The 19188-nt window shown below is 65.3% G+C and carries 19 protein-coding genes and 1 pseudogene; 12 read left to right on the top strand and 8 right to left on the bottom strand.

Annotated features, from left to right (window positions below; translation table 11 throughout):
* Positions 1 to 16 precede the first annotated feature (16 nt).
* The 6 genes from ACOQPI_RS09910 to ACOQPI_RS09885 all read left to right on the top strand — a co-directional run bounded on the left by ACOQPI_RS09910 (position 17) and on the right by ACOQPI_RS09885 (position 3415).
* On the top strand, positions 17 to 328 hold the full coding sequence (locus ACOQPI_RS09910; protein WP_420619489.1) for a hypothetical protein: 312 nt from the start codon (positions 17 to 19) through the stop codon (positions 326 to 328).
* A 129-nt stretch (positions 329 to 457) separates the two neighbouring features.
* The gene (locus ACOQPI_RS09905) at positions 458 to 1375 is read left to right on the top strand and encodes a 3-hydroxybutyryl-CoA dehydrogenase (RefSeq protein ID WP_420619488.1); all 918 of its coding nucleotides are present in this window, start codon (positions 458 to 460) and stop codon (positions 1373 to 1375) included.
* Positions 1376 to 1383: 8 nt separating this feature from the next.
* On the top strand, positions 1384 to 1746 hold the full coding sequence (locus tag ACOQPI_RS09900; protein ID WP_420619487.1) for a helix-turn-helix domain-containing protein: 363 nt from the start codon (positions 1384 to 1386) through the stop codon (positions 1744 to 1746).
* An 89-nt stretch (positions 1747 to 1835) separates the two neighbouring features.
* Positions 1836 to 2006 carry a hypothetical protein gene (locus tag ACOQPI_RS09895; RefSeq protein ID WP_420619486.1) on the top strand — a complete coding sequence of 57 codons (171 nt, stop codon included), beginning with the start codon at positions 1836 to 1838 and terminating at the stop codon, positions 2004 to 2006.
* Entirely contained in the window at positions 2003 to 2545 is a 543-nt protein-coding gene (locus ACOQPI_RS09890) for a thermonuclease family protein (protein WP_420619485.1), read from the top strand. The genes ACOQPI_RS09895 and ACOQPI_RS09890 overlap by 4 nt, the downstream gene beginning before the upstream one ends.
* A gap of 36 nt (positions 2546 to 2581) precedes the next feature.
* Complete coding sequence (locus ACOQPI_RS09885) at positions 2582 to 3415, top strand: ChbG/HpnK family deacetylase (RefSeq protein ID WP_420619484.1); 834 nt, start codon at positions 2582 to 2584, stop codon at positions 3413 to 3415.
* 7 nt (positions 3416 to 3422) lie between these two features.
* On the opposite strand, the gene ACOQPI_RS09880 is transcribed toward ACOQPI_RS09885, so the two are convergent.
* Both ACOQPI_RS09880 and mca read right to left on the bottom strand, forming a co-directional pair.
* Positions 3423 to 3821, bottom strand: coding sequence for a hypothetical protein (locus ACOQPI_RS09880; protein WP_420619483.1), 399 nt, complete (start codon positions 3819 to 3821; stop codon positions 3423 to 3425).
* Positions 3821 to 4675 carry a mycothiol conjugate amidase Mca gene (mca, locus tag ACOQPI_RS09875; RefSeq protein ID WP_420619482.1) on the bottom strand — a complete coding sequence of 285 codons (855 nt, stop codon included), beginning with the start codon at positions 4673 to 4675 and terminating at the stop codon, positions 3821 to 3823. The genes ACOQPI_RS09880 and mca overlap by 1 nt, the downstream gene beginning before the upstream one ends.
* A 107-nt stretch (positions 4676 to 4782) precedes the next feature.
* On the opposite strand from mca, the gene ACOQPI_RS09870 reads away from it, so the two are divergent.
* Entirely contained in the window at positions 4783 to 5685 is a 903-nt protein-coding gene (locus tag ACOQPI_RS09870; protein ID WP_420619481.1) for an alpha/beta hydrolase, read from the top strand.
* Positions 5686 to 5734: 49 nt separating this feature from the next.
* On the opposite strand, the gene ACOQPI_RS09865 is transcribed toward ACOQPI_RS09870, so the two are convergent.
* Positions 5735 to 6031 (bottom strand): WhiB family transcriptional regulator, encoded by a 297-nt coding sequence (locus tag ACOQPI_RS09865; RefSeq protein WP_420621020.1) that lies wholly within the window; start codon positions 6029 to 6031, stop codon positions 5735 to 5737.
* 249 nt (positions 6032 to 6280) lie between these two features.
* On the opposite strand from ACOQPI_RS09865, the gene ACOQPI_RS09860 reads away from it, so the two are divergent.
* Positions 6281 to 7735 carry an MDR family MFS transporter gene (locus ACOQPI_RS09860; RefSeq protein ID WP_420619480.1) on the top strand — a complete coding sequence of 485 codons (1455 nt, stop codon included), beginning with the start codon at positions 6281 to 6283 and terminating at the stop codon, positions 7733 to 7735.
* Here ACOQPI_RS09860 and ACOQPI_RS09855 read toward each other — a convergent pair.
* The 3 genes and pseudogenes from ACOQPI_RS09855 to ACOQPI_RS09845 all read right to left on the bottom strand — a co-directional run bounded on the left by ACOQPI_RS09855 (position 7732) and on the right by ACOQPI_RS09845 (position 9374).
* Positions 7732 to 8730 (bottom strand): annotated as a pseudogene (locus ACOQPI_RS09855) (3-hydroxyacyl-CoA dehydrogenase NAD-binding domain-containing protein). The gene ACOQPI_RS09860 and the pseudogene ACOQPI_RS09855 overlap by 4 nt on opposite strands.
* A 16-nt stretch (positions 8731 to 8746) precedes the next feature.
* Positions 8747 to 9136: a type II toxin-antitoxin system VapC family toxin gene (locus ACOQPI_RS09850; RefSeq protein WP_420619479.1), complete on the bottom strand. Its 390-nt coding sequence runs from the start codon at positions 9134 to 9136 to the stop codon at positions 8747 to 8749.
* On the bottom strand, positions 9129 to 9374 hold the full coding sequence (locus tag ACOQPI_RS09845; protein WP_419848192.1) for a type II toxin-antitoxin system Phd/YefM family antitoxin: 246 nt from the start codon (positions 9372 to 9374) through the stop codon (positions 9129 to 9131). Before ACOQPI_RS09845 ends, ACOQPI_RS09850 begins: the two co-directional genes overlap by 8 nt.
* Before the next feature lie 160 nt (positions 9375 to 9534).
* Here ACOQPI_RS09845 and ACOQPI_RS09840 point away from each other — a divergent pair, with 160 nt between their 5' ends.
* From ACOQPI_RS09840 to ACOQPI_RS09825, 4 genes are read left to right on the top strand one after another with little or no spacing between them, the layout of a single operon-like run.
* The gene (locus tag ACOQPI_RS09840; protein WP_420619478.1) at positions 9535 to 13881 is read left to right on the top strand and encodes a TIGR02680 family protein; all 4347 of its coding nucleotides are present in this window, start codon (positions 9535 to 9537) and stop codon (positions 13879 to 13881) included.
* On the top strand, positions 13878 to 15458 hold the full coding sequence (locus ACOQPI_RS09835) for a TIGR02677 family protein (protein ID WP_420619477.1): 1581 nt from the start codon (positions 13878 to 13880) through the stop codon (positions 15456 to 15458). Before ACOQPI_RS09840 ends, ACOQPI_RS09835 begins: the two co-directional genes overlap by 4 nt.
* The gene (locus tag ACOQPI_RS09830; RefSeq protein WP_420619476.1) at positions 15455 to 16657 is read left to right on the top strand and encodes a TIGR02678 family protein; all 1203 of its coding nucleotides are present in this window, start codon (positions 15455 to 15457) and stop codon (positions 16655 to 16657) included. Before ACOQPI_RS09835 ends, ACOQPI_RS09830 begins: the two co-directional genes overlap by 4 nt.
* Complete coding sequence (locus tag ACOQPI_RS09825; protein WP_420619475.1) at positions 16654 to 17928, top strand: TIGR02679 family protein; 1275 nt, start codon at positions 16654 to 16656, stop codon at positions 17926 to 17928. Before ACOQPI_RS09830 ends, ACOQPI_RS09825 begins: the two co-directional genes overlap by 4 nt.
* 20 nt (positions 17929 to 17948) lie before the next feature.
* On the opposite strand, the gene ACOQPI_RS09820 is transcribed toward ACOQPI_RS09825, so the two are convergent.
* Together ACOQPI_RS09820 and ACOQPI_RS09815 are read right to left on the bottom strand one after the other, a co-directional pair.
* Positions 17949 to 18704 (bottom strand): SDR family NAD(P)-dependent oxidoreductase, encoded by a 756-nt coding sequence (locus tag ACOQPI_RS09820; protein ID WP_420619474.1) that lies wholly within the window; start codon positions 18702 to 18704, stop codon positions 17949 to 17951.
* A complete protein-coding gene (locus ACOQPI_RS09815; RefSeq protein ID WP_420619473.1) occupies positions 18701 to 19174 on the bottom strand; it encodes a cupin domain-containing protein in 474 nt (157 codons plus the stop codon). Before ACOQPI_RS09815 ends, ACOQPI_RS09820 begins: the two co-directional genes overlap by 4 nt.
* Positions 19175 to 19188 lie beyond the last annotated feature (14 nt).

The raw sequence follows: 19188 nt of genomic DNA, 5'->3' as shown, positions 1-19188 counted from the left end.
AAGTAAAGTAAGCAACATGACCGACGTCAAAGAAATCACTGAAGCCGTACAGGAACAGGTTCTGAGCGCCCTCAAGATGGGCCAGACCGCCATCGTCGAAGGTGTCCGCACCTTCACCGATACGGTCGGCAACATCACCCCGGACAGCCTGAAGCTCGATTCCGTGCCCGGCCTTGACTCCCTGCCCGATCCAAAGGAGCTGATGACCGTCAGCTTCGGGTTCGCCCAGGAACTGCTCAACACCCAAAAGGAGTTCGCCCAGAACCTGTTGGCCGCAGCCAGCGCCAACGGTTCGGCTTCCGCCCAGCCAGTCGCCAAGAAGAGCTGAATCCCCCCTCAGCTCATTCCTGCAAACGGGGCCGGTCATTGACCGGCCCCGTTTTATTTTTCTATCGCTTGCGTACTATCCTAAACAGCCACGTAGGGGCCGCCGGACACGGCGGACGGGAGGGATACCATGACTACGGGTGCTGACTCATCTGGCGCGCAGCCGCCTGAGGATTTCGAGTCTCCGCTGGAGCCGATCAACAAGATCGGAGTGATCGGCGGCGGGATAATGGGATCGGGAATCGCTGAGGTGTGCGCCCGAGCCGGCTTGGACACCTTGGTGATCGAGGTGGACGACACCGCAGTCAGCATCGCCCGGAAGTCGATCGAGGATTCCCTGAACAAGGCGGTCTCCCGCAGCAAGGTGCCGGCGTCAACTCGAGACCTGGCTTTGGACTCGCTCAGCTTCAGCACTGACATGGGCGACCTGGCCGACCGGGATATGGCGATCGAGGCTGTGATCGAATCGCTGGAAGAGAAGCTGTCGGTGTTTCGGGCCATGGACAAGGTGATGGCTCCAAACGCCATTTTGGCCACCAACACCTCCTCCATTCCCATCATCACCCTGGGTTCCATAACCAGCCGGTCGGACATGGTGCTCGGCATGCACTTCTTCAACCCAGCCCCGATACAACCCTTGGTGGAGCTGGTGCGCTCACTGGGCACCTCCTTGGACACCATCGACCGGGTCGACCGTTTCGCAGTGGAAGTTCTGGGCAAACGGGTCATCCGCTGCCGGGACCGGGCCGGGTTCGTGGTGAACCGGCTGCTGGTGCCCTACTTGCTCGACGCCATCCGCATGTTCGACGAGGGCAAGGTGAGCGCGGCCGACATCGACAGCGGGATGATGTACGGCTGCGGCCATCCCATGGGCCCGCTGACGCTGTGCGATCTCATCGGGCTGGACACCATCGAGGCGGTGGCCGACGTGCTCTACGAGGAGTTCAAGGGATCCCACAACGCCCCGCCCCCGCTGCTGCGGCGGATGGTGGCCGCCGGACATCTGGGCCGCAAGACCGGCAAGGGCTTCTACGAGTACGAGAGCTAGGGCTGATCATGGACCAAGCTGCCGTTGAGGCATTCGGAAACTATCTGCGCAGCCAGCGCAAGCTGGCCCAGCTCACCTTGCGGGAGCTGTCCGACCTGGCCCAGGTATCCAACCCCTACCTCAGCCAGCTGGAGCGAGGCCTGCACCAGCCTTCGGTGCGGGTGATCAAGTCGCTGGCCACCGCGCTGAACCTGTCGGCCGAGACCCTGCTGGCCCAGGCCGCCGGCATTGATGCCGCCAACGGCGAGGGTTTGGACGGCGTCTCCGACACCGAAACCACCATCCGGGCCGACGCCAATCTCTCCGACGAGCAGAAGGCGGCCCTTCTCGAGGTGTACCGGAGCATGACCGGCGGCAGCCAAGCCTCCTGAACCACGGCTTTTCCCACTTCAGAGGGGTTTTCTGAAGAATTCCTCCCTTTCCCGGCCCAAACTGTCACTCCCACCGGGATACTGGAAGCATGAAGCAACAGCTCACCCTCTTGGAGGCACCGCCAGACTGGCGGATCGATGAGCGCACCAAGGAGATCGGGCGTCGGGGCCTGGCTCAAGCCCGAGCCGCCTTGCAGCGCCACTCCCCCGCCGTCCAACCCGCCACTTCCCCATCCGACGACGTTCCCCGTGCTGCGTGAGGTCTACGCCAGCAGTTTGCGGCCTGCTGATATTCGTGCTCGTCGGCTGCTCGGGAAGTTCGGCTGGCCAGCTCGGCAACTCGCCTGAGTCGGCCGCGGCGACAGTCGGGACTGCGGCCACGGTGACCGAGGTAGTCGATGGCGACACTGTGGTGGTTGAGGTGGCAGGCCGGTCCGAACGGGTGCGATTGATCGGCATCGACACCCCAGAGGCAACCGGTGGCTTCCTGCCAGCGGAGTGCTACGGCGACGAGGCCACCGCCTTCACCAGTGCGCTGCTGCCGATCGGCACCGATGTGAGCTTGACCCGCGATATCGAAGCCCGCGACCGCTATGAGCGGCTGCTGGCCTATGTACATCGCTCCGGCGACGGCCTGTTCGTCAATCTCGAAATCGCGGCCCAGGGATACGCCGAGGCTCTGATCATCGAGCCCAACACCATCCACGCCGATGACTTCTACACCGCTGCGGCCCATGCCCGTGACCAGGGGATGGGCCTGTGGAGTGCCTGCGGCAGTGCCGACGTAGTGCTTGAGTAATCCCCTTTTCGGTCAACGGGCGGTAGCTTTCGGATAGTGAGCGAGCTACTGGAACGCCTGGGCGGTGACCCTCAGGGCCGAGCCCTGATTATCACCTGCGACAACTTGGGGGAGTCCCACGCGGCCAACGCCGCCATCGCAGAGTGCCTGGACACCGGGGTGGCCACCGCGGCCAGCCTGATGGTGCCTTGTCCGTGGGCCAGGGATGCCGCCACCCGCTTCGCCACCACCCCGGTGGGGGTCGACCTCACCCTGAACGCCGAGTTCGACAACTACCGATGGGGTCCGATCACCCAGGCACCATCTCTGTTGGACGGCGACGGCGGTTTCCCCCGCACCCCGGCCGACGCCTGGGAGCACAGCGATCTCGACGAGGTCTTCCGGGAGTGCCGGGCCCAGATCGAGCGGGCCAGTCAATGGGGCAGCGACCTGACCCACCTGAGCCCTCACTTGGACACGCTGTTGATGCGCCCCGAGTTCTTCGACGTCTATGTGGAGCTGGCCGCGGAGCTGAAGCTGCCGATGCGCCTGGGCGGGAGCGACCAGGAGCGTCGGGCCGGATTCCCCTTCCGCCGTCTGGCCGCCGACGCGGGAGTGCTGGCCCCGGACCATCTGGTGCAGATCCGCGGCCGTCCCCCCCGCCGGACCTTGGAGGAAGCGGTGGAGAGTCTGGCCCCGGGGGTGACCGAGCTGGTGGTGTCGCCGGCCATCGACACTCCAGAACTGCGGGAGCTGGATCCGGGCTGGCTAAGCCGGGTGGAGCAGTACCTGCTTGTGGCCCACGATCCGTCGCTGCGCACCGCCATCGAGCGATCTGGCGCACGGATGCTGACCTACGCCGACCTGCGCGACGCCCAGCGTCAGGGCTGAGGCCTCGTTAGAAGTCGGTGTTCTCGGCCAGAGCCGCTCGAAAGGCGTCGTATTCGGCTGAGTCCAGCAGCGGACGCAGGCCAAAAACCCAACGGCCGTAGTCGCCTTCCAGCTTCATCCGCCCCGACATGTAGGCCAGATCGGGATGATCCCCACCGGAGATCTCCGCGCGGGCATCGGCGTACTTGTAGATGATGCTCACGTCGGCGTCGGCCAGCTTGCCCGAGGCCATTTCCGCCAAGCGGCCGTTGTGGATGACCGCGTGGTAGTGGACCTTGCCGTCGGGGGCGCCGGTCACCTCGTAGTTGACCGAGCAGTCCACGCCTGGCCGCTCGGGCCACTCAGACGCGGCCCCGAGGTTCAACCCGAACCACTCGTCGCTGAGAAACAGTGCCCGCTCGGCCACTACTCGATCCCTGCGAACAGATCGGTTTCGGGAATGTCGGTGTCCACCAGGCTGCGGCCCAGCATGTAGTCCTCCCACGGGTAGGCGTCGGCCATGTGGTGGTCAGGAAGGCCGAACCAGAACTTGGAGTCGGGGTCGACCTGGGTGCGATGGGCCAAAAGCGCCTTGGACCGGCGGTCGAAGTACTCGGCGCAGTTGATGCGGGTGGTGATGGCATCGTCGTTGGACGGCCGGCTGAACCAGCGCTCGTCATAGGGCGACTCCAGATCCAGCTCGCCGAACTTCTCGTGCAGGGCGGTTATCCGGTTCCGGGACCAGGTCACGTAGTACATCTTCAGCGGCTGCCACGGCTCGCCGGCGTCGGGATAGGCCTCGGAATCGCCGGCGGTGTCAAAAGCCGGGCCGCTGATCTCGGCCACCCGCAGATGGTCGGGGTGGCGATAGCCCTGCTGGTCTTCCCCATAGGTGACCACCACGTGGGGGCGCTCGGCTCGGAGGATGGCAACGAGGCGCCCCACGGCCTCGCCCAGCGGGGCTTGGGCAAAGCTGCGGGGGTCGGCGTTGGCCTCGCTGTCGGGCATGCCGGAATCGTGATACCCCAGCCAGTGGACGCTGCGATAGCCGAGCACGTCGGCGGCCTCCACCAGCTCGTCTCGACGGACCTGCTCCAGATTCTCACGGACCTCGGGGCGGTCCATGGCCGGGTTCAAGATGTCGCCCTGCTCCCCGCCGGTGCAGCACACCAGCGATGCCACCACGCCCTGGTCGGCATACATGGCCACCGTGGCCGACCCCTTCGACGACTCATCGTCGGGATGGGCATGGATGGTGAGCAGTCGAAGGTCGCCGGTCATCGCCTGCTTAGGCTAACGCCGCCCAAGCTGGGCTAGGAACCCGTGCCGGATGGCCAACCCCCAGTCCAAGACCCGTGAGGCACCAGGGCAAGGGTTAGTCTCCGAGGATGCCAAGCCCAGAATTCGAAGCAGTACGGTCGATGCTGGCGGCCGCGCCCGCGCCCGACCCCTCCGAGACCGCGGCGGAGCGCCGAGCCCGACTCGACGCCAACGCCGCGGCCACGCCGCTGGCCGACGGGGTGGTAAAGGAGACCGTGGAGATCCCCGGGGTGCCCGGCGCCGCCTGGCTGTGCCCCGAGGCCCATGACCCAGAGAGCCTCCCGGCGCTGCTGTTCTTCCACGGCGGCGGCTACCGGGTGGGATCGATCATCTCCCATCAGGGCTTCGGATCCCACCTGGCCTCATTGATCCCGGCTCGAGTGCTGATGATCGACTACCGGCTGGCGCCGGAGAACCCGTTCCCCGCCGCGGTGGACGACTGCCTGGCCGCCTACCGCTGGATGCTGGATACCGGGATCGAACCGGGCCGCATCGCGTACATCGGCGACTCGGCCGGCGGCGGACTGGTGGGGGCGGTGTTGCTCGGGGCCCGAGACCAGGGTTGGCCGATGCCCGGCGCGGGGGTGTGCCTGTCGCCGTGGGTCGACCTGACCAACTCCTCGACCAGCCACGCCGAGCGCGACGAGCTCGATGTGATGTTCGGTCACGACGATGCGGTGACCGCGGCCAGCTGGTACCTGGACGGCCACGATCCCCGTGATCCGCTGGCCTCCCCGCTCTTCGGCGAGTTGGCAGGATTGCCCCCCATGCTGGTCCACGCCGGAGACCATGAGGTGCTGCTGGACGACGCCACCGGGTTCGCCGCCGCGCTGGAGTCAGCGGGCGTGGAAGTGGACCTCCGCATCTGGCCGGGCATGATCCACGACTTTCAGATCATGTACCCCAACTACCCTGAGGCGATCGAGGGGACCGAGGCCATTGCGGCCTTCGTGCGACGCGTCGTGGAATGAGAGGTTTTGCGGTGCCGCCTGAATGCGGCACCAGCTCAGTGCAGTCGGCTCAGGCCGATTCCCGCTCGGTGCGGTGGCGCCGCAGACCGATGACCGGAGTGGAGGGGGCGAAGCCCGCCTCTGCCCGCTCGATCTCCGACTCGCCGCCCCAGAAGCCGAGCTCCCGCTGGTCGCGGGCCCAACTCCGGCACGCCCGAATTACTACGCACTCCCCGCAAATCCGCCGGGCTGCATTCTCCCGCCGCTCACGAGCCGACGGACGTTCGCCGGCCGGAGGGAAGAACAGCTCGCTCTTCCCTTTGCAGTTCGCATTTTCCATCCACCAAGGACGAGGCTCCATTGCCATCTCCACCCATTGCCTCCCGTACGAGTCCGGGGGCCTTTTCTCCGTTTGGCTATTACTTCAGCAACCGAAACACCCAGCAATTGCTTAGATATTCGCCTGCTTTCAAAACAAAAGTTAGACGCTCGAATAGCGCCCGTCACGATATCCTATATGAATAGTTTTGATAAATCTATCCCGATAAGTGATAGTGCTTCGGCAGGAAGCGGCAACCTGCCCAAACGCCAAGTACTGGTCATCATACTCACTCTGATGCTGGCTCAGATGATGGCGGCCATCGAGGGCACGGTGGTGTCCACCGCGCTGCCCACCATCATCGGAGACCTGGGCCGGCGGGACCTGTACACGTGGGTTTTCACGTCTTATTTCATCGCATCCACCTCGTCTACGCCCCTATGGGGAAAGCTGTCAGACCTATGGGGCCGCAAGGGCCTCTACCAAACCGCCATCGCCATCTTCATGGCCGGGTCGGTGCTGGCCGGTGTGTCCACGAGCATGACCATGCTGGTTGTCTTCCGGGCGGCCCAGGGTCTGGGCGCCGGAGGGCTGTTCACGCTGTCGATGGCCATCCTGGCCGACGTGGTGTCGCCCCGGGAGCGGGGCCGGTACCAGGGGTACATGGGCGGCATCTTCGCCTTTGCCACCATCCTGGGCCCGCTGGCCGGGGGCCTGCTGGTGGACTACGCCCACTGGCGCTGGATCTTCTTCATGGTGCTGCCCCTCGGGGCGTTCGCGTTGGTGATGTCGGTCACCCATCTGGATCTGGCCTACACCCGTCGGGAGGCCCGGGTGGACTACACCGGTGCCGGCCTGCTGCTGGTGTGGGTGATCGCCCTTATCTTGGCCATGGAGCTGGGCGGCGACTCCTGGTCGTGGGTGTCGGCCCAGTCGATCGGCCTCTTGGTGGTCGGAGTCGGCGGGTTGGTGCTGTTCATCGTCCATCAGCGGCGGGTGGCTGAGGCCATTCTCCCGCCTCGGCTGTTCCGGCTTCGCCTCTTCAACATCTCCTGTGTGATCCAATTCATCGCTGGTGCCGCCATGATCAGCGCGGGCATCTTCGGGCCTCTGTTCCTCCAAGTGGTCACCCATGTGAACGCCACCCGATCGGGGTTGCTGCTAGTGCCCATGACGCTGGGGATGCTGATCACCTCAGTGAGCAGCGGACAGATCCTCACCCGCACTGGCCGGTACAAGGCCGTGCCGATCGTGGGGGCCGGCGTGCTCACCTTGTCGATGTGGCTGCTGTCCACCGTGAGTGCCGAGACGACCACCTGGACGGCCATGGCCTACCTGTTCACGGTGGGCTGCGGAGTGGGGGCCATCATGCAGGTGCTGCTGGTGGCCGTGCAGAACATCGTCCCCCACGGCGATCTGGGGGCGGCCACGTCGGCATCCAACTTCTTCCGCTCGCTGGGCCAGACCTTCGGGTCAGCGGTGCTGGGGGTGATCTTCATCGCCCGGCTCGACCACTACCTCCCCCGGCTGGTGCCGGGCGGCGACCAGCTCGACATTGAGGCCCTCATCGCCGTGCCCACCCAGATCGGCGCCATCGAGCCACCCGGGGTGCGCAACGGCATCGTGGAGTCGTTCGCCAACGCCATCGCCGACCTCTATTGGTGGGCGATTCCCGTGACTGCGCTGGGGGTGGTGCTGGCTGTGTTGGTGCCCGAGTACCGCCTGCGAGACAAAGCCGCTGTCGGCAACTAGTCCTGACCGGCTGCCTCGCCGGCCGCCCGGATGCGGGCATCTCTTTCGGTGATCAATCGGCCCGCCCCGATCCCCGATGTGCTGAGTGCCCGCATCACACCCAGCAGGCTTAGGTCGCGCTGCCGCTCCAACTCGGCCACCGTGCGTCCCCCTGCCTGAGCCTCGGTTCCGGTGGCCATCGCTTCGACGAGCTCCTCGGTGAGCTCGGGAGCTTCCATGTGGGTCCAGGGCAGTTCCAGCGCCAGGCCGAACTGGCCCAGCATGTGGCGCATCCCGCCGTCGCCCCCGGCCAGATGGAACGTGAGATTGGTGCCCATGGCCGCCCAGCGCAGCCCGGGGCCGTACACCACCGCATCGTCCAACTCCGCGGTGGTGGCCACCCCGTCGTTCACCAAGTGGAGCACCTCGCGCCACAGGGCTTCCTGGAGGCGGTCGGACAGGTAGCCCTCGATCTCGTTTCGCACGATGAGGGGGTGCATGACCAAGTCGTCGTAGTGCTCCACTGCGGCGGCCACCGCATCTGCTCCGGTGGCCTTGCCGGCCACCACCTCTACCAGCGGCAGCAGGTACACCGGATTGAACGGGTGACCGATTAGCAGGCGCTCGGGGTGGCGCAAGCCCTCGGCCAAGCGGGTAGGCAAGAGTCCCGAGGAGCTGCTGGCGATCACCGTGCGGGGCGGGGCGGCGTCGTCCAAGCGGCATAGCAAGGCGCTCTTGATCTCTTCGTCTTCGGGAGCGCTCTCCTGCACCCAATCGGCGGCATCGGCAACCTCCTCGGGAGAGTCAGCCCACCGCACCCGGCTGGGGTCGGCCCCGGGGAACAGCCCCAGTTAGGTGGCCGCGGGCCAGGCCCGCTCAATCGCTTGGCGAAGCCGGTCCTCGGCGCCGTCGCCCGGATCCCAGGCCACTACGTCGTACCCCCGGGCCAGCACCCGCACTGCCCATCCCGAGCCGATTACTCCAGTGCCCACCAGTCCGATGGTCTTGGTCGTCATCTGCCGTGTCGTGCCTTCACCACAGAACTCGGACGGGGAATTCGCGGAATGCGGCGTCTCTCGTGACCAGTATCAGCGACTCCAACTCCGCCTGAGCCGCCAAAATCCGGTCAAATGGATCCCGGTGCTTCGCGACATAGCTACCGGCACGCAAACCGTGCTGGTAGGAGACTGGCAAGTGCCGCATCGCCGCGTCGAGGGCAAACTCATTGAATCGCAGCACAGCACCCTCATATTGGGGCAGCCGGCCAAGCCGGAACTTCGTGGCAATCTCCCAGGCGCTCGCCGCACTGACGAATACGTTGTTCTGAGAATCTCTCAGCGCTTCTTGTGCGCTGTTCGACAGCGCAGGATCAGCCGACCACCACCACAACAGCGCATGAGTGTCGAGCAGCAGGTCACTCACCTGAATACGCGCCCTCCCACGCCGCGAGCTCTTCCTCGGGAAGCGGTTCAAAGAACTCAGGGCCAACGACCAATCCGGCAAGCTGCCCGCAGCGACGGGGTCCGCTGGGTGCCAGCGGCATCAGCCGAGCATAGGGCTTGCCTGCTTTGGCCAAGATGATCTCCTCCCCGTTGTGGGCCCGCTCTAACAGCCTTGACAAATGAGTCTTGGCTTCGTGGACATTGACCAGATCTGACATTCCCATCACTCCCATCTGGTGTTTTGCGCTTGCAATAATGACTTAGTCCGATAACTAGACTAACTATATCAGCCCATCGCAGCGGCAACTTTCGAGTCCATAGGGCATTCGTTCCGCGGCCATGCCCAATGTGTCGCTGCGCCGCACTATCTTGCTCGCGGTGAGCCAACCGGGTCCATTGGCCGACAAGCAGGCTTTGACGAACGCCACTACGGCTCGCGGGCGGTGGATACTCAACCGCGCCGGCATCGTCAACGTGTACCAGTACGAGAACGAGGTTCTGCATTTCGGAGGCGGTCGGCTGCTGCTGCGAGGGGTAAACGGGTCGGGCAAGACGACAGCGATGAACATGCTGCTCCCGTTTCTGCTTACCGCCCGTCTGCACCGCATTGACGCCGCAGGCGAGCAGAGCGGCATGCTCAAAACATGGATGCTCGATGGCCGCGAAGATGCCCAGCCGGTTGGCTATTTGTGGATCGAGTTCGAGCGGCAAGGTGAATTCCTCGTATGCGGTTGTGGCATCAAGGCCAACCGGTCGTCGGACACGGTGACCACATGGTGGTTCATCACCCCCAAGCGACCGGGCGTCGACCTTCATCTGATCGAGCGGAGAATCCCCCTATCCGCTGATGCGCTGAAAGCCGCTCTAGGCGGAGACCAGGTATTCCATGAACGCCAACGCAGCGGCTACCGCAAGGAAATCGAGGGCCGTTTGTTCGACGGAGCATCCATCGACCAGCACATCGGGCTCATCAACGTGGTCCGCAGCCCCCGGGTTGGCGACCGGATCGATGTCGACCTCCCCGCCCACCTGACCAATGCTCTTCCTCACCTCTCCGACCAGGCGCTGTCCGAGGCGGCCCAGCCGCTCGACGACCTGGAAGAGCACCGCGGCAACGTCGCCGAATTGGCCCGGACATTGGATGCGCTACGCGGGCTGCTCACCGTGTATCGGGCCTATTGCGTCGGCGAGCTCCGCCAACGGGAAACCGCGGGAAGGGGCCAGCTTGACGACCAGCGTGCCAGTTCCGAGCAAGAGACGCGGGCTCGGCGTGAAGCAGCGGCCGCAGAAGCCGAGGTCGGACGACTGGATACCGCTATCGCCGAACTGGAGAAGGATGCCCAGCGGTTAGCCGGCCGAATCGACGCCTTGGAGAGATCACAGGTTTATCGCGACGGCCAAGACCTCGATGCCCTGCGTCAGCTTGTGGGCGATCTTGACACCCAGCGCAACAAAGCTGTTGACCGGGTTGCCGACCGGACTCGGCGGGTCGAGCGTGCGGTCGGCGAGCTGATCCAAGCCCGACAACGGTGCCGAGACGATGTTGAGAGGCTCAACGGTGGATTGGCGACCGCGACTGAACTGGGCGGGCGCTGTCGAGTCGATCGGCGGCCACCCAACCCTGTGGTGCTAGCCGAGAGCACGCTGGGCAAGCCGGTTCAGGCCGAATCCACGGTGCCCCGCACCGAGCCGACCGAACCTGCCGATCAATTTGATTGTGAGGAGATCAATCGCCAGATCGCCGCCGCGGACGGGGCAGTTCTCCGTCGTCGGGCTGACATCGAAGCGGTCGAATCGGCTCTGGGCAGTCTCGAATCTGCTGAGCAGCAGCTCAGCCTGGCCGAGTCGGCACGCGATACCGCAGCCCGTGATTCAGAGAGTGCGGCGCAGCGGCTGAAGGAACAGCGTGATCACCTCGACGCCTTATGCCAGAAGTGGTCAACCCAAACCCGTTTTTGGGCGTCGACAGTCCAACCGCTGCTAGCCGAAGTCGGCATTCGGGCACCGGCCACTGCTGAATGGGCCGTGTCCGCTGCTGACAGCCCTGCCACAACAATCACTGGCACCCAGACCCAACCAGATGGCGCAAGCCCGCATGATGCAGACTCGGTGGTTGACCGACTCAAGGCCGAGCACGGAGAATTGCGGGACGAAGCCGACCTGCTCGTCGACTTTCGGCGAGACGCAGTGGCGGCGATCGGGCAACGGCTGCTCGGCGAGCGGGAGGCGCGGGAAGAAGCGCAGGCACTGGTGGACGAACTCGCGGCCCGAACCGAGCCTGATCCGCCTCGGTTCGATTGGCAGACGCCCTCCCACTGGTGCCTGGCCGATCTGATCGACTTCGCGCCCCATCTCGAAGACGATGGACAAGCCGCTCTCGAGGCCGCTCTTCACGCCTCGGGGCTGCTATCAGCCCGCTTGGGCGATGGCCCCGCCGTGGAGTTGGACAACGGTGAGCTGGTTGCCGTCGTCACCGGCGGCGTCTCCAACCCACTCAGTGAACACCTCACGGTGACCGTGCCCAACCATCTCATCGGCACCGTGGACGAGGGTTTGGTCGCCAGGCTGCTCGACTCCATCTCGTGCGACTTGTCGAGCGATGCCTCCACCGTTGTCGCATTCGATGGCGCTTTCCGAGTGGGATCGCTTCGTGGTCGCCACACCAAGAGGCAAGCCGAGTTCATCGGCGTAACCGCCCGCCGCGCTGCGCTGGATCGCGCTCGGCAAGACGCAGCCGAACGTCTTGCCCAAGCCCAAGCCGTTTTCACCAGCAGCGAAGCCGAGCGGGACATGTGCCGGTCGTCGCTCGACCAAGCCAAACAGCACCGGTCCAGCCTGCCGGCCATCGACGACATCACCGTTGCATCGGCCCGAGTCGATGACGCTTCCCAAGGGGCCGACGAGGCCGAACGGAACCTGGCGGCAGCCATCCGGCAGGCAGCCGAAGCCGAGCGCCGACAACTGGATGAGTCCAACGCTCTCCACCAGAAGGCGACGACGCTGGCGCTGCCGGCTGATCGCACCGGCTTGAGCACCACCCACGGTGAATTGAGCGAGATGCAGGCAGAACTGCGGCAGTGCCGATCACATCTCAACGCGCTGGAGCGATCCTTCGAAAGCTGGAGACACTCAGTCGGCCATTGGCAAACAGAGATCGGCGATCTCGACAAGGAGCAAGCCGAACAGCGAAGCATCGAGGCCAAACACCGCCGGGAGCAGGCCCGGCTGGCCACCATCGAAGAGAACATCGGTGCCGAGTATGCAGAGGTCCTTGCTGCCCGCGATTCCTGTCGGCGCGAGCTTGATGATGTGAAAACCCGCTTGCCTGCCACCCGCGATGAGCGAGACCTCGCCTTTGAACGACGGGCCGACACGCGTGCCAAGGCCGTCGCCGCCGCCAGCCGGCGAGCCGCATCTGAGCAGAGGTGCGAGGAGATGCGGCAGTCATTGGCCGCAGCGCTCGCCATCCCAGGGCTGCGAGCGACTGTCGCCCGCCCCGAGCACCCTGATTCGGGGCCGGTCTCCACAGTGGCCACCGGTGCCGCCGGTCTCGGCGAGTTGGTCGAGGCTGTCCAGCACCTCTTGGACGCCAGCCAAAGCGGCAACGGTGCCGACTCCTCCCCACCTTCCCCACCAGATGGGGAACGAGATGTCGGCAACGACAGGCTGGCCGGCGCGACCACGACCACCGCGGACGGGGTTCGGCAATCGCTGCTACGGCGTCGAGACACCCTCGGTGCCGGATGGGATGCCGAGGCCAGACAGCCTGATCCAGCCCAGCCGCTGGTCATTGAGGTGACCGGGCCGCTGGGCAAGAAGGCCCCGCTGGTCGAGGCGATGCAGACGGTGGAGCAGCAACATCAACAGCTCGCGGGCTTGCTCAGTCGCAAGCAGGACGACGCATTGCGTGAACTGCTCCAAGGGCTGGTTGCCCGCGAGGTGGCCGAGAAAGTTCGGGGCGCGAAGCGGCTGGTCGATCTCATGAACCAGCGGCTGGAAACGGTGACCACTGCCCATCAAGTCGGGGTAGGGCTGCGATGGCGCCGTTCCCCCGAGCTCGATCCAACCACGGCCCGAATGGTCGACCTGCTGGCGACCCTCCCCGACCTGCGAACCGATGAAGATGAGCAAGAGTTGCGCCTTGCGCTCTCCAACCGGCTGGACGAGGCCCGAAATCTCCAGCCGGATACGCCTTACCGACAGCTCATCGCCGACACGCTTGACTACAAGCAGTGGCATGACTTGGCGGTCATGCTGCGCCGGCCGGGCAGCAACGACGTCAGGCTCAGCCGGCGAACACCGCTATCGGAAGGCGAGAAGAAGCTGGTGACCTACCTGCCCTTGTTCGCCGCGGTGGCCGCCTCCTATGACGCTCTGGCCGAGCAGCATCGCACTCCCGACAACGGCCCGCCGGGTATCGCCCGGTTCATCTTGCTCGACGACGCATTCGCCAAGGTGTCCGAAGATAACCACGATCAGTTGTTCGGGTTGCTCGTTGATCTGGATCTCGACTTGATTGCCACCAGCGAACGGCTGTGGGGCACCCTCCCGAGCGTCCCCGAGTTGGCGATCACCGAGGTCTGTCGGGATGCAACCCTCAATACCATCCTCCTGGAGCACTACCGCTGGGACGGCATCACCCGCGAACGCCGAGACTCACCGGACGGCGGCACTATCGCTCGCGCTGCCGTGAACCTCGACCAAGGGCACCGGTCCCTGCAATGACCGATGCCTCCCCCTCCTTCGCCCCCAATGGGAATGCCGCACCGGCCCGACAGCTATTCCGCTATCTGGGGGGCGACGAATGGGCAGAGTACCGGGCCATCCTCCGCGTGTTCGCCGGCACATTCTTCACCGATTTCAGTCCCGAAGAAGTAGAAGTCGAGGTCGCTGCCGCCGGAGTTGACCCGTCAGCGGTGCCCGACCGGCTAGAGAGTCTCTACCGCTGGGGAAATCTCACCGTGTCGTCATCGGTCGGCAACCCTTCGAGCCTCGAAGACTACAACCGCAAGCGCAAGCGCTATCTCATCACTCGGGCCGGACAGGAGGTATTCGAGTTTGTTGAACAGATGCTGGCCAACGTGGATCAAGTCGGCGATGTGCAAGCCGGTCGGCTCCGCGACCTGCACCGCGCCCTGATAACGCTAGGCCAGCATGGTGAAGCCGGCTTCGACCGAGTCAGCGGTCAAGACCTGGGCGATGCGGTGCGGGCAGTGTTCGATCTCCACGAGCGCTTCACCGACGAGTTGACGCAGTTCTTCGCCGAGCTCAACCAGTGGCAAAGCCGCTATGACCTCAATGCCGACCAGGTCCACTTCTTCGCCAGCGTACTGGTGGACTACGTAGCGGAGCAGCTCACCGAGATTGAGCGCATGACCCGACCGATCGCCCGGGCACTTGAGCAGATTCTGCCCCGACTTGAAACCCTGCTCCCCGCACTGCGGTCCGGCTTGGCCGCACGCGTAGACGAAGCCGGATTGGCGGAGAATGTGGCGGTACGGCGGCTGCCCGGCACAGAAGCCGCCGATTGGCGGTACCTCGAAGCATGGTTCACCGCCAGCCCCGGAAGGCCGCCGCGACTCGACCAGCACACCCGTCAGGCAGTGGCCGCGGTGCGAACCCTCACCGCCAATGTGACCCGGCTGTCTCGTGTCGGACTCGGCGCGGCATCGAGGCGATCCGACTTCGTGCGGCTTGCCAGGTTCTTCGATCAGGCCGCCACTCCCGATGATGTTCATCAGATCGCGGCGGCTGCATTCGGACTCGGCTCGTGTCGCCGTCTCAGCGCGCTCGCCGATGACGCCGATGACCCCGTCCCCACAATTACCCCATGGCGGGATGCGCCCCGAGCAGTCGTCCCAGTGGCCCTGCGAGAGCGTGGCGAAACCGGCTTGCGCGGCCAGCCGACACCGATCCCCAACCGAGGGCGCGAACGCGAGCTGATGCGCCGACGCCGCGAGATCGATCGCTTCACCCGCGAGAATGCGGCCGCCGAATTGCTGGCCTGCGCGGGCAGTGACGGGCGAATCGACGGGGCCCAGTTGTCGTTGGCCTCATTCACCATGCTGCGCGATCTCGTCAGTCGGTCTGGTCTGCGGGCTGACATCGCGGCCGACAGCCGCTCCGCCACCGACGCCGGAGTCCGGTGCGAAGTGCTGCGGGTCGAAGGGGGCCGCACTGTGGTCTGCTGCCCCGACGGTCAGCTCACCATGCACGATCTGATCGTCACCGTCACCCCGGTCAAGAACAACTCATCGGCGACCTCAGCCTCTGCTCCATCACCGAGGCCCGCGTCCCTATGACCACCCGAGCCGCAGCCACAGAGACGGCCAATCGACAGCAGGAGCTGGATCTCCGCAGCGCTGCCCGCCACCTCGTCAGACATCCGCTTGTGCTGGCCGAAAATGATGCCGAGATGCTGGCGCTGATCCGCCGACACGAGCACACACTCGACCGTTGGTTCACCCAGCGCTTCGGCTATCGCCTTCAGGTCACCGCCGACACTGCCCGCTTGTTCAAGTCGTCGGTGGTCGCCCGTCGGCGCCCGCTGCTGACGGCCACCAACCAGAGCCGTCCCTTCACTGTGCGCGAATACACGTTGCTCGCCCTGTCCCTGGCCGCGGTCGCAGCCGGGCCGACCGTGATCAGCCTTCGCGATCTGATCCACGAGATCCGCTCTGCGGCCACCGATGCCGACATCGTCCTGACCGAAGAAGCAGCTGACCGCCGCGCCCTAGTCACCGCCTTGAAGTGGATGATCCAATACGGCTTGGCCATCGAGATGCACGAGCACATTGACCGCTATGTCTCCGATGAAACCGCCGACGCAGTGCTGCGCATCCGCCCCGACCGCGTCGCGCTGTTACCACTTCCGGCGCTGGCCAGTTCGGAGGCTGTGCCGCAATTGCTCAACCGCTCCGACCGGCGGCAGTCTTCGCGGGCATGGATGCGCTCCACATTGTTGGAAGAGGCGGTGCTGTACCGCACCGACCTCACCGACGGCGAGTGGGCCGAACTGCGACAGCGCCTGGGAGAGGAGGGAGCGATCTTCGACGACATGTTCGGGCTACGGCTTGAATCAAGGGCCGAGGGCATCATGGCCATCGATCCCGACAACGAGATGACCGACAGCCGCTTCCCCCGCAGCGGCACCGTCGGGCACGCGGCCCTCCTGCTCCTCGACCGGCTCGTCCACTCCGTTTCTTCAGCACCGGTGGAAGAACAACCCGACAACCAGATAGCCGAGAACCGCGATCCTGATGGGGCGGGGCGGACCCCAATCACCCGTGATGAGGTCGTCGAGGTAGTGACTGCACTGGCCTCCGAACACCGCCGCTATTGGTCACAAGACGCTCAGAACCCTGAGCGTTTCGCCAACGACATCCTCGATCTGCTGGAAGACCACCGCCTGGTCGAGGTGACCGGCGATGTGGTCTGGCTCCTGCCCCCCGCCTGGCGATACTCGGTAGACGTCCAATATCAACAAGACTCGCTGTTGTGACATCCGGCCCATTCCCCGAGCCGTCCCCCCGCTCGACCGCTGCACCTGCGGCATCCCGGCCTGTCCCCGAGTCGCTGCTTACCTCTGGACTGGAGCCGGTGTGGAGCGCAACCCGCCAACGGCTCGACCGCTTCGGCCCCCAGCGCCGGGGCGCGATCAGCTGCCCGCCGCTCGACCCCGCGAGCGCCCTGGCCATCGAGTCGCTGCTGGGGCGAACCTCAGCCAGGCGCTTGGACTTGGAGGAATTGGAAAGCAGCCTCGTGGCCCGTGGCATCGGCGCCGATCTTTGCGACGCGCTCACTCGACTTGGATATCCCCCATCGGCCGAGGCCGCCCAACGAAGGAGCGATCGTACCCGCGCCCAAGAGGCCCGGGCGGCGCTGCACGACGCCGTCACCGCTTGGGACGAGTCTTGGACTGCTGAGTGGGCTGATGGCATCGCGGGCGCTGGATTATTGCGAGACTTGGACGGCGAAAGCGCTGCCCGTCTCGCCGCCGATGTGCGCCGCTTGCTCGACTATCTTGATCGCGTTCGACCCGAAGGCATCAGCCGCACAGAGACCGCCGCCGCTCTCTACGGGTCGGCGCACGCCCTCGACGCTGGCACAAGGCGGGCCAGCGCGGTAACCCACGCTCTGCGCCACCGGATCGGCGCGCTGGATGAGCGCGAGCTCTGGGAGGCGGCTGGCATCCTTCCTGACCGCGTTTCGGCTCCAGCACTTGTCTGGTGGCTTCCGGTCGCTGGCTCTTCGGCATTGGATGTGCAGATCCGATTTGCCCTCCATGCTGGGTTGCCCCTTCACATCAGCTTGTTTGCCCTGCGGAAGCACCCCATCTCCGTCGATGCAGGCACCCCCGTGCTTGTCGTCGAGAATCCAAGACTGGTCGAGGCCGCTGCCGAGCGCAGCCTGCCGGTCTGCGTGATCTCCTCTAACGGCAACCCCTCCACTGCGGTTACCACCCTGCTGCGCCAGCTCCAGGAAGCCAAGGCATCCCTCTGGTATCACGGCGACTTCGACTCGCCAGGCATAGCCATATGCCGCCGAATGCACGAATTCGGCTGCTCACCGTGGATGATGGATGCCCCCGACTACGTCGGCGCCATCAGGCAAGCGGAGGAGTCCGATGTGCAACTCATGTCGGATCACAAAGAATGCGGCCCAACCCCGTGGGATCCAAAGCTCCAAGCTGCGTTCGACCACCACCGCCTCATCATCCACGAAGAGTTCGTGCTTGACGGCGTTCTCAACCGCTTCAGCCGAGTCAACTAGTGACTGCTAAGTGACTCCGGTCACCAGGTGGGATTGGTGAGGATCCCGCCGTCCACCACCAGATCGGCACCGGTGATCCACCGGGCCAGATCAGAGCAGAGGAACACACAGGCGTCCCCGACGTCTTCGGCGGTGCCCAGTCGGCCGAGCGGGACGGCGGCCATCCAACGCTCCACGCCCTCGGGCCAGTCGTCGGCCAGGCCGGGACGGTCGATCAGCCCCGGCGACACCGAGTTGACCCGAATTCCGTGAGGACCCCAGGCCAGGGCAGCCGCCTTGGCGTGCATTACCAGTCCTGCTTTGGCGGTGGCGTAGTGGCCGTGGACCGGAGTGGGGTGGCGGGCCTCAATGGAGGCGACGTGGACAATGGACCCGCCAGTGCCCTGGTCCCGCATGGCCGAGGCGGTCGCTTGGGTCAGCCGGTGTGCCGCAGTGAGGTTGGTGTCGATCATCTCGGCCCATTGCTGATCGGTGAGATCAGTGAACGGGGCCACCGGCTGGATCCCCGCGTTGTTGACCAAGGCGTCGATCCGCCCGTGACGCTCCCGGGCCGCGTCCACCACCGCAGTCGGGCCGTCTTCTTCGGTGAGGTCAGCCCGAACCTCAGTGACCTCTCCCCCGCCTTGTTCAATCGGTGAGGACCGAGTGTGGGCCACCACCAAGGCGCCAGCAGCCGCCATGCGTCTGACGATCCCCCCGCCAATCCCCCCGCCCGCACCAGTAACCACCACCACCTTGCCGGTGAGGTCGATCATCTCAGCAGGCGATGCGGTCACGACCTCACCAACCCGGCGATTTCGACCGCCGCCGAGGGGTACTGCTCAACAAGCTGGTCGGCGTCGCCCAGCTCAAAACCATCGTGGTGGTAAGGCGGCACCATCGTGGTCCCCACCAGCGACCACTCCCCCCGAGTAGCCGCCCCCATCCAAGTGTGAGCCGGAACCACCACGCAAGGCCGTTCCCCCGCCTCCAAGTCGTCGCCCAACACCGGCCGCTCCACCGACCCGTCAGCCCGCAGCAAGAGCATCCCCACCGCCGCCCCCGCGTAGTGATGCCAAATCTCCGGCCCATCCAGCCGGTGCATCGCCGAGAAGTCCCCCGGCTGCATCAAGAAATAGATCGCAGTGCTCTGCTCATCCCGCCAAACCTCCCGCCACATCCCCCCCTCCTCCGGAAGCGCCACCAGCCCCAACATCGCCACCACCTCAGCCCCAGACAATCCCGCCAAGTCCTCCCGCTGCCCCATCGCACCGACCCTAG

The sequence above is a fragment of the Candidatus Poriferisocius sp. genome (assembly GCF_965219815.1).
Classification (GTDB): Bacteria; Actinomycetota; Acidimicrobiia; order Acidimicrobiales; family Bin134; genus Poriferisocius.
This window is presented reverse-complemented; position numbering and strand designations above follow the sequence as displayed.

Coding starts and splice junctions, on each gene's coding strand:
- ACOQPI_RS09910 (WP_420619489.1), top strand. CDS start 17: ATGACCGACGTCAAAGAAATCACTGAAGCCGTACAGGAACAGGTTCTG.
- ACOQPI_RS09905 (WP_420619488.1), top strand. CDS start 458: ATGACTACGGGTGCTGACTCATCTGGCGCGCAGCCGCCTGAGGATTTC.
- ACOQPI_RS09900 (WP_420619487.1), top strand. CDS start 1,384: ATGGACCAAGCTGCCGTTGAGGCATTCGGAAACTATCTGCGCAGCCAG.
- ACOQPI_RS09895 (WP_420619486.1), top strand. CDS start 1,836: ATGAAGCAACAGCTCACCCTCTTGGAGGCACCGCCAGACTGGCGGATC.
- mca (WP_420619482.1), bottom strand. CDS start 4,675: ATGACCGGCGACCTTCGACTGCTCACCATCCATGCCCATCCCGACGAT.
- ACOQPI_RS09870 (WP_420619481.1), top strand. CDS start 4,783: ATGCCAAGCCCAGAATTCGAAGCAGTACGGTCGATGCTGGCGGCCGCG.
- ACOQPI_RS09865 (WP_420621020.1), bottom strand. CDS start 6,031: ATGGCAATGGAGCCTCGTCCTTGGTGGATGGAAAATGCGAACTGCAAA.
- ACOQPI_RS09860 (WP_420619480.1), top strand. CDS start 6,281: ATGCTGGCTCAGATGATGGCGGCCATCGAGGGCACGGTGGTGTCCACC.
- ACOQPI_RS09845 (WP_419848192.1), bottom strand. CDS start 9,374: ATGTCAGATCTGGTCAATGTCCACGAAGCCAAGACTCATTTGTCAAGG.
- ACOQPI_RS09835 (WP_420619477.1), top strand. CDS start 13,878: ATGACCGATGCCTCCCCCTCCTTCGCCCCCAATGGGAATGCCGCACCG.
- ACOQPI_RS09830 (WP_420619476.1), top strand. CDS start 15,455: ATGACCACCCGAGCCGCAGCCACAGAGACGGCCAATCGACAGCAGGAG.
- ACOQPI_RS09815 (WP_420619473.1), bottom strand. CDS start 19,174: ATGGGGCAGCGGGAGGACTTGGCGGGATTGTCTGGGGCTGAGGTGGTG.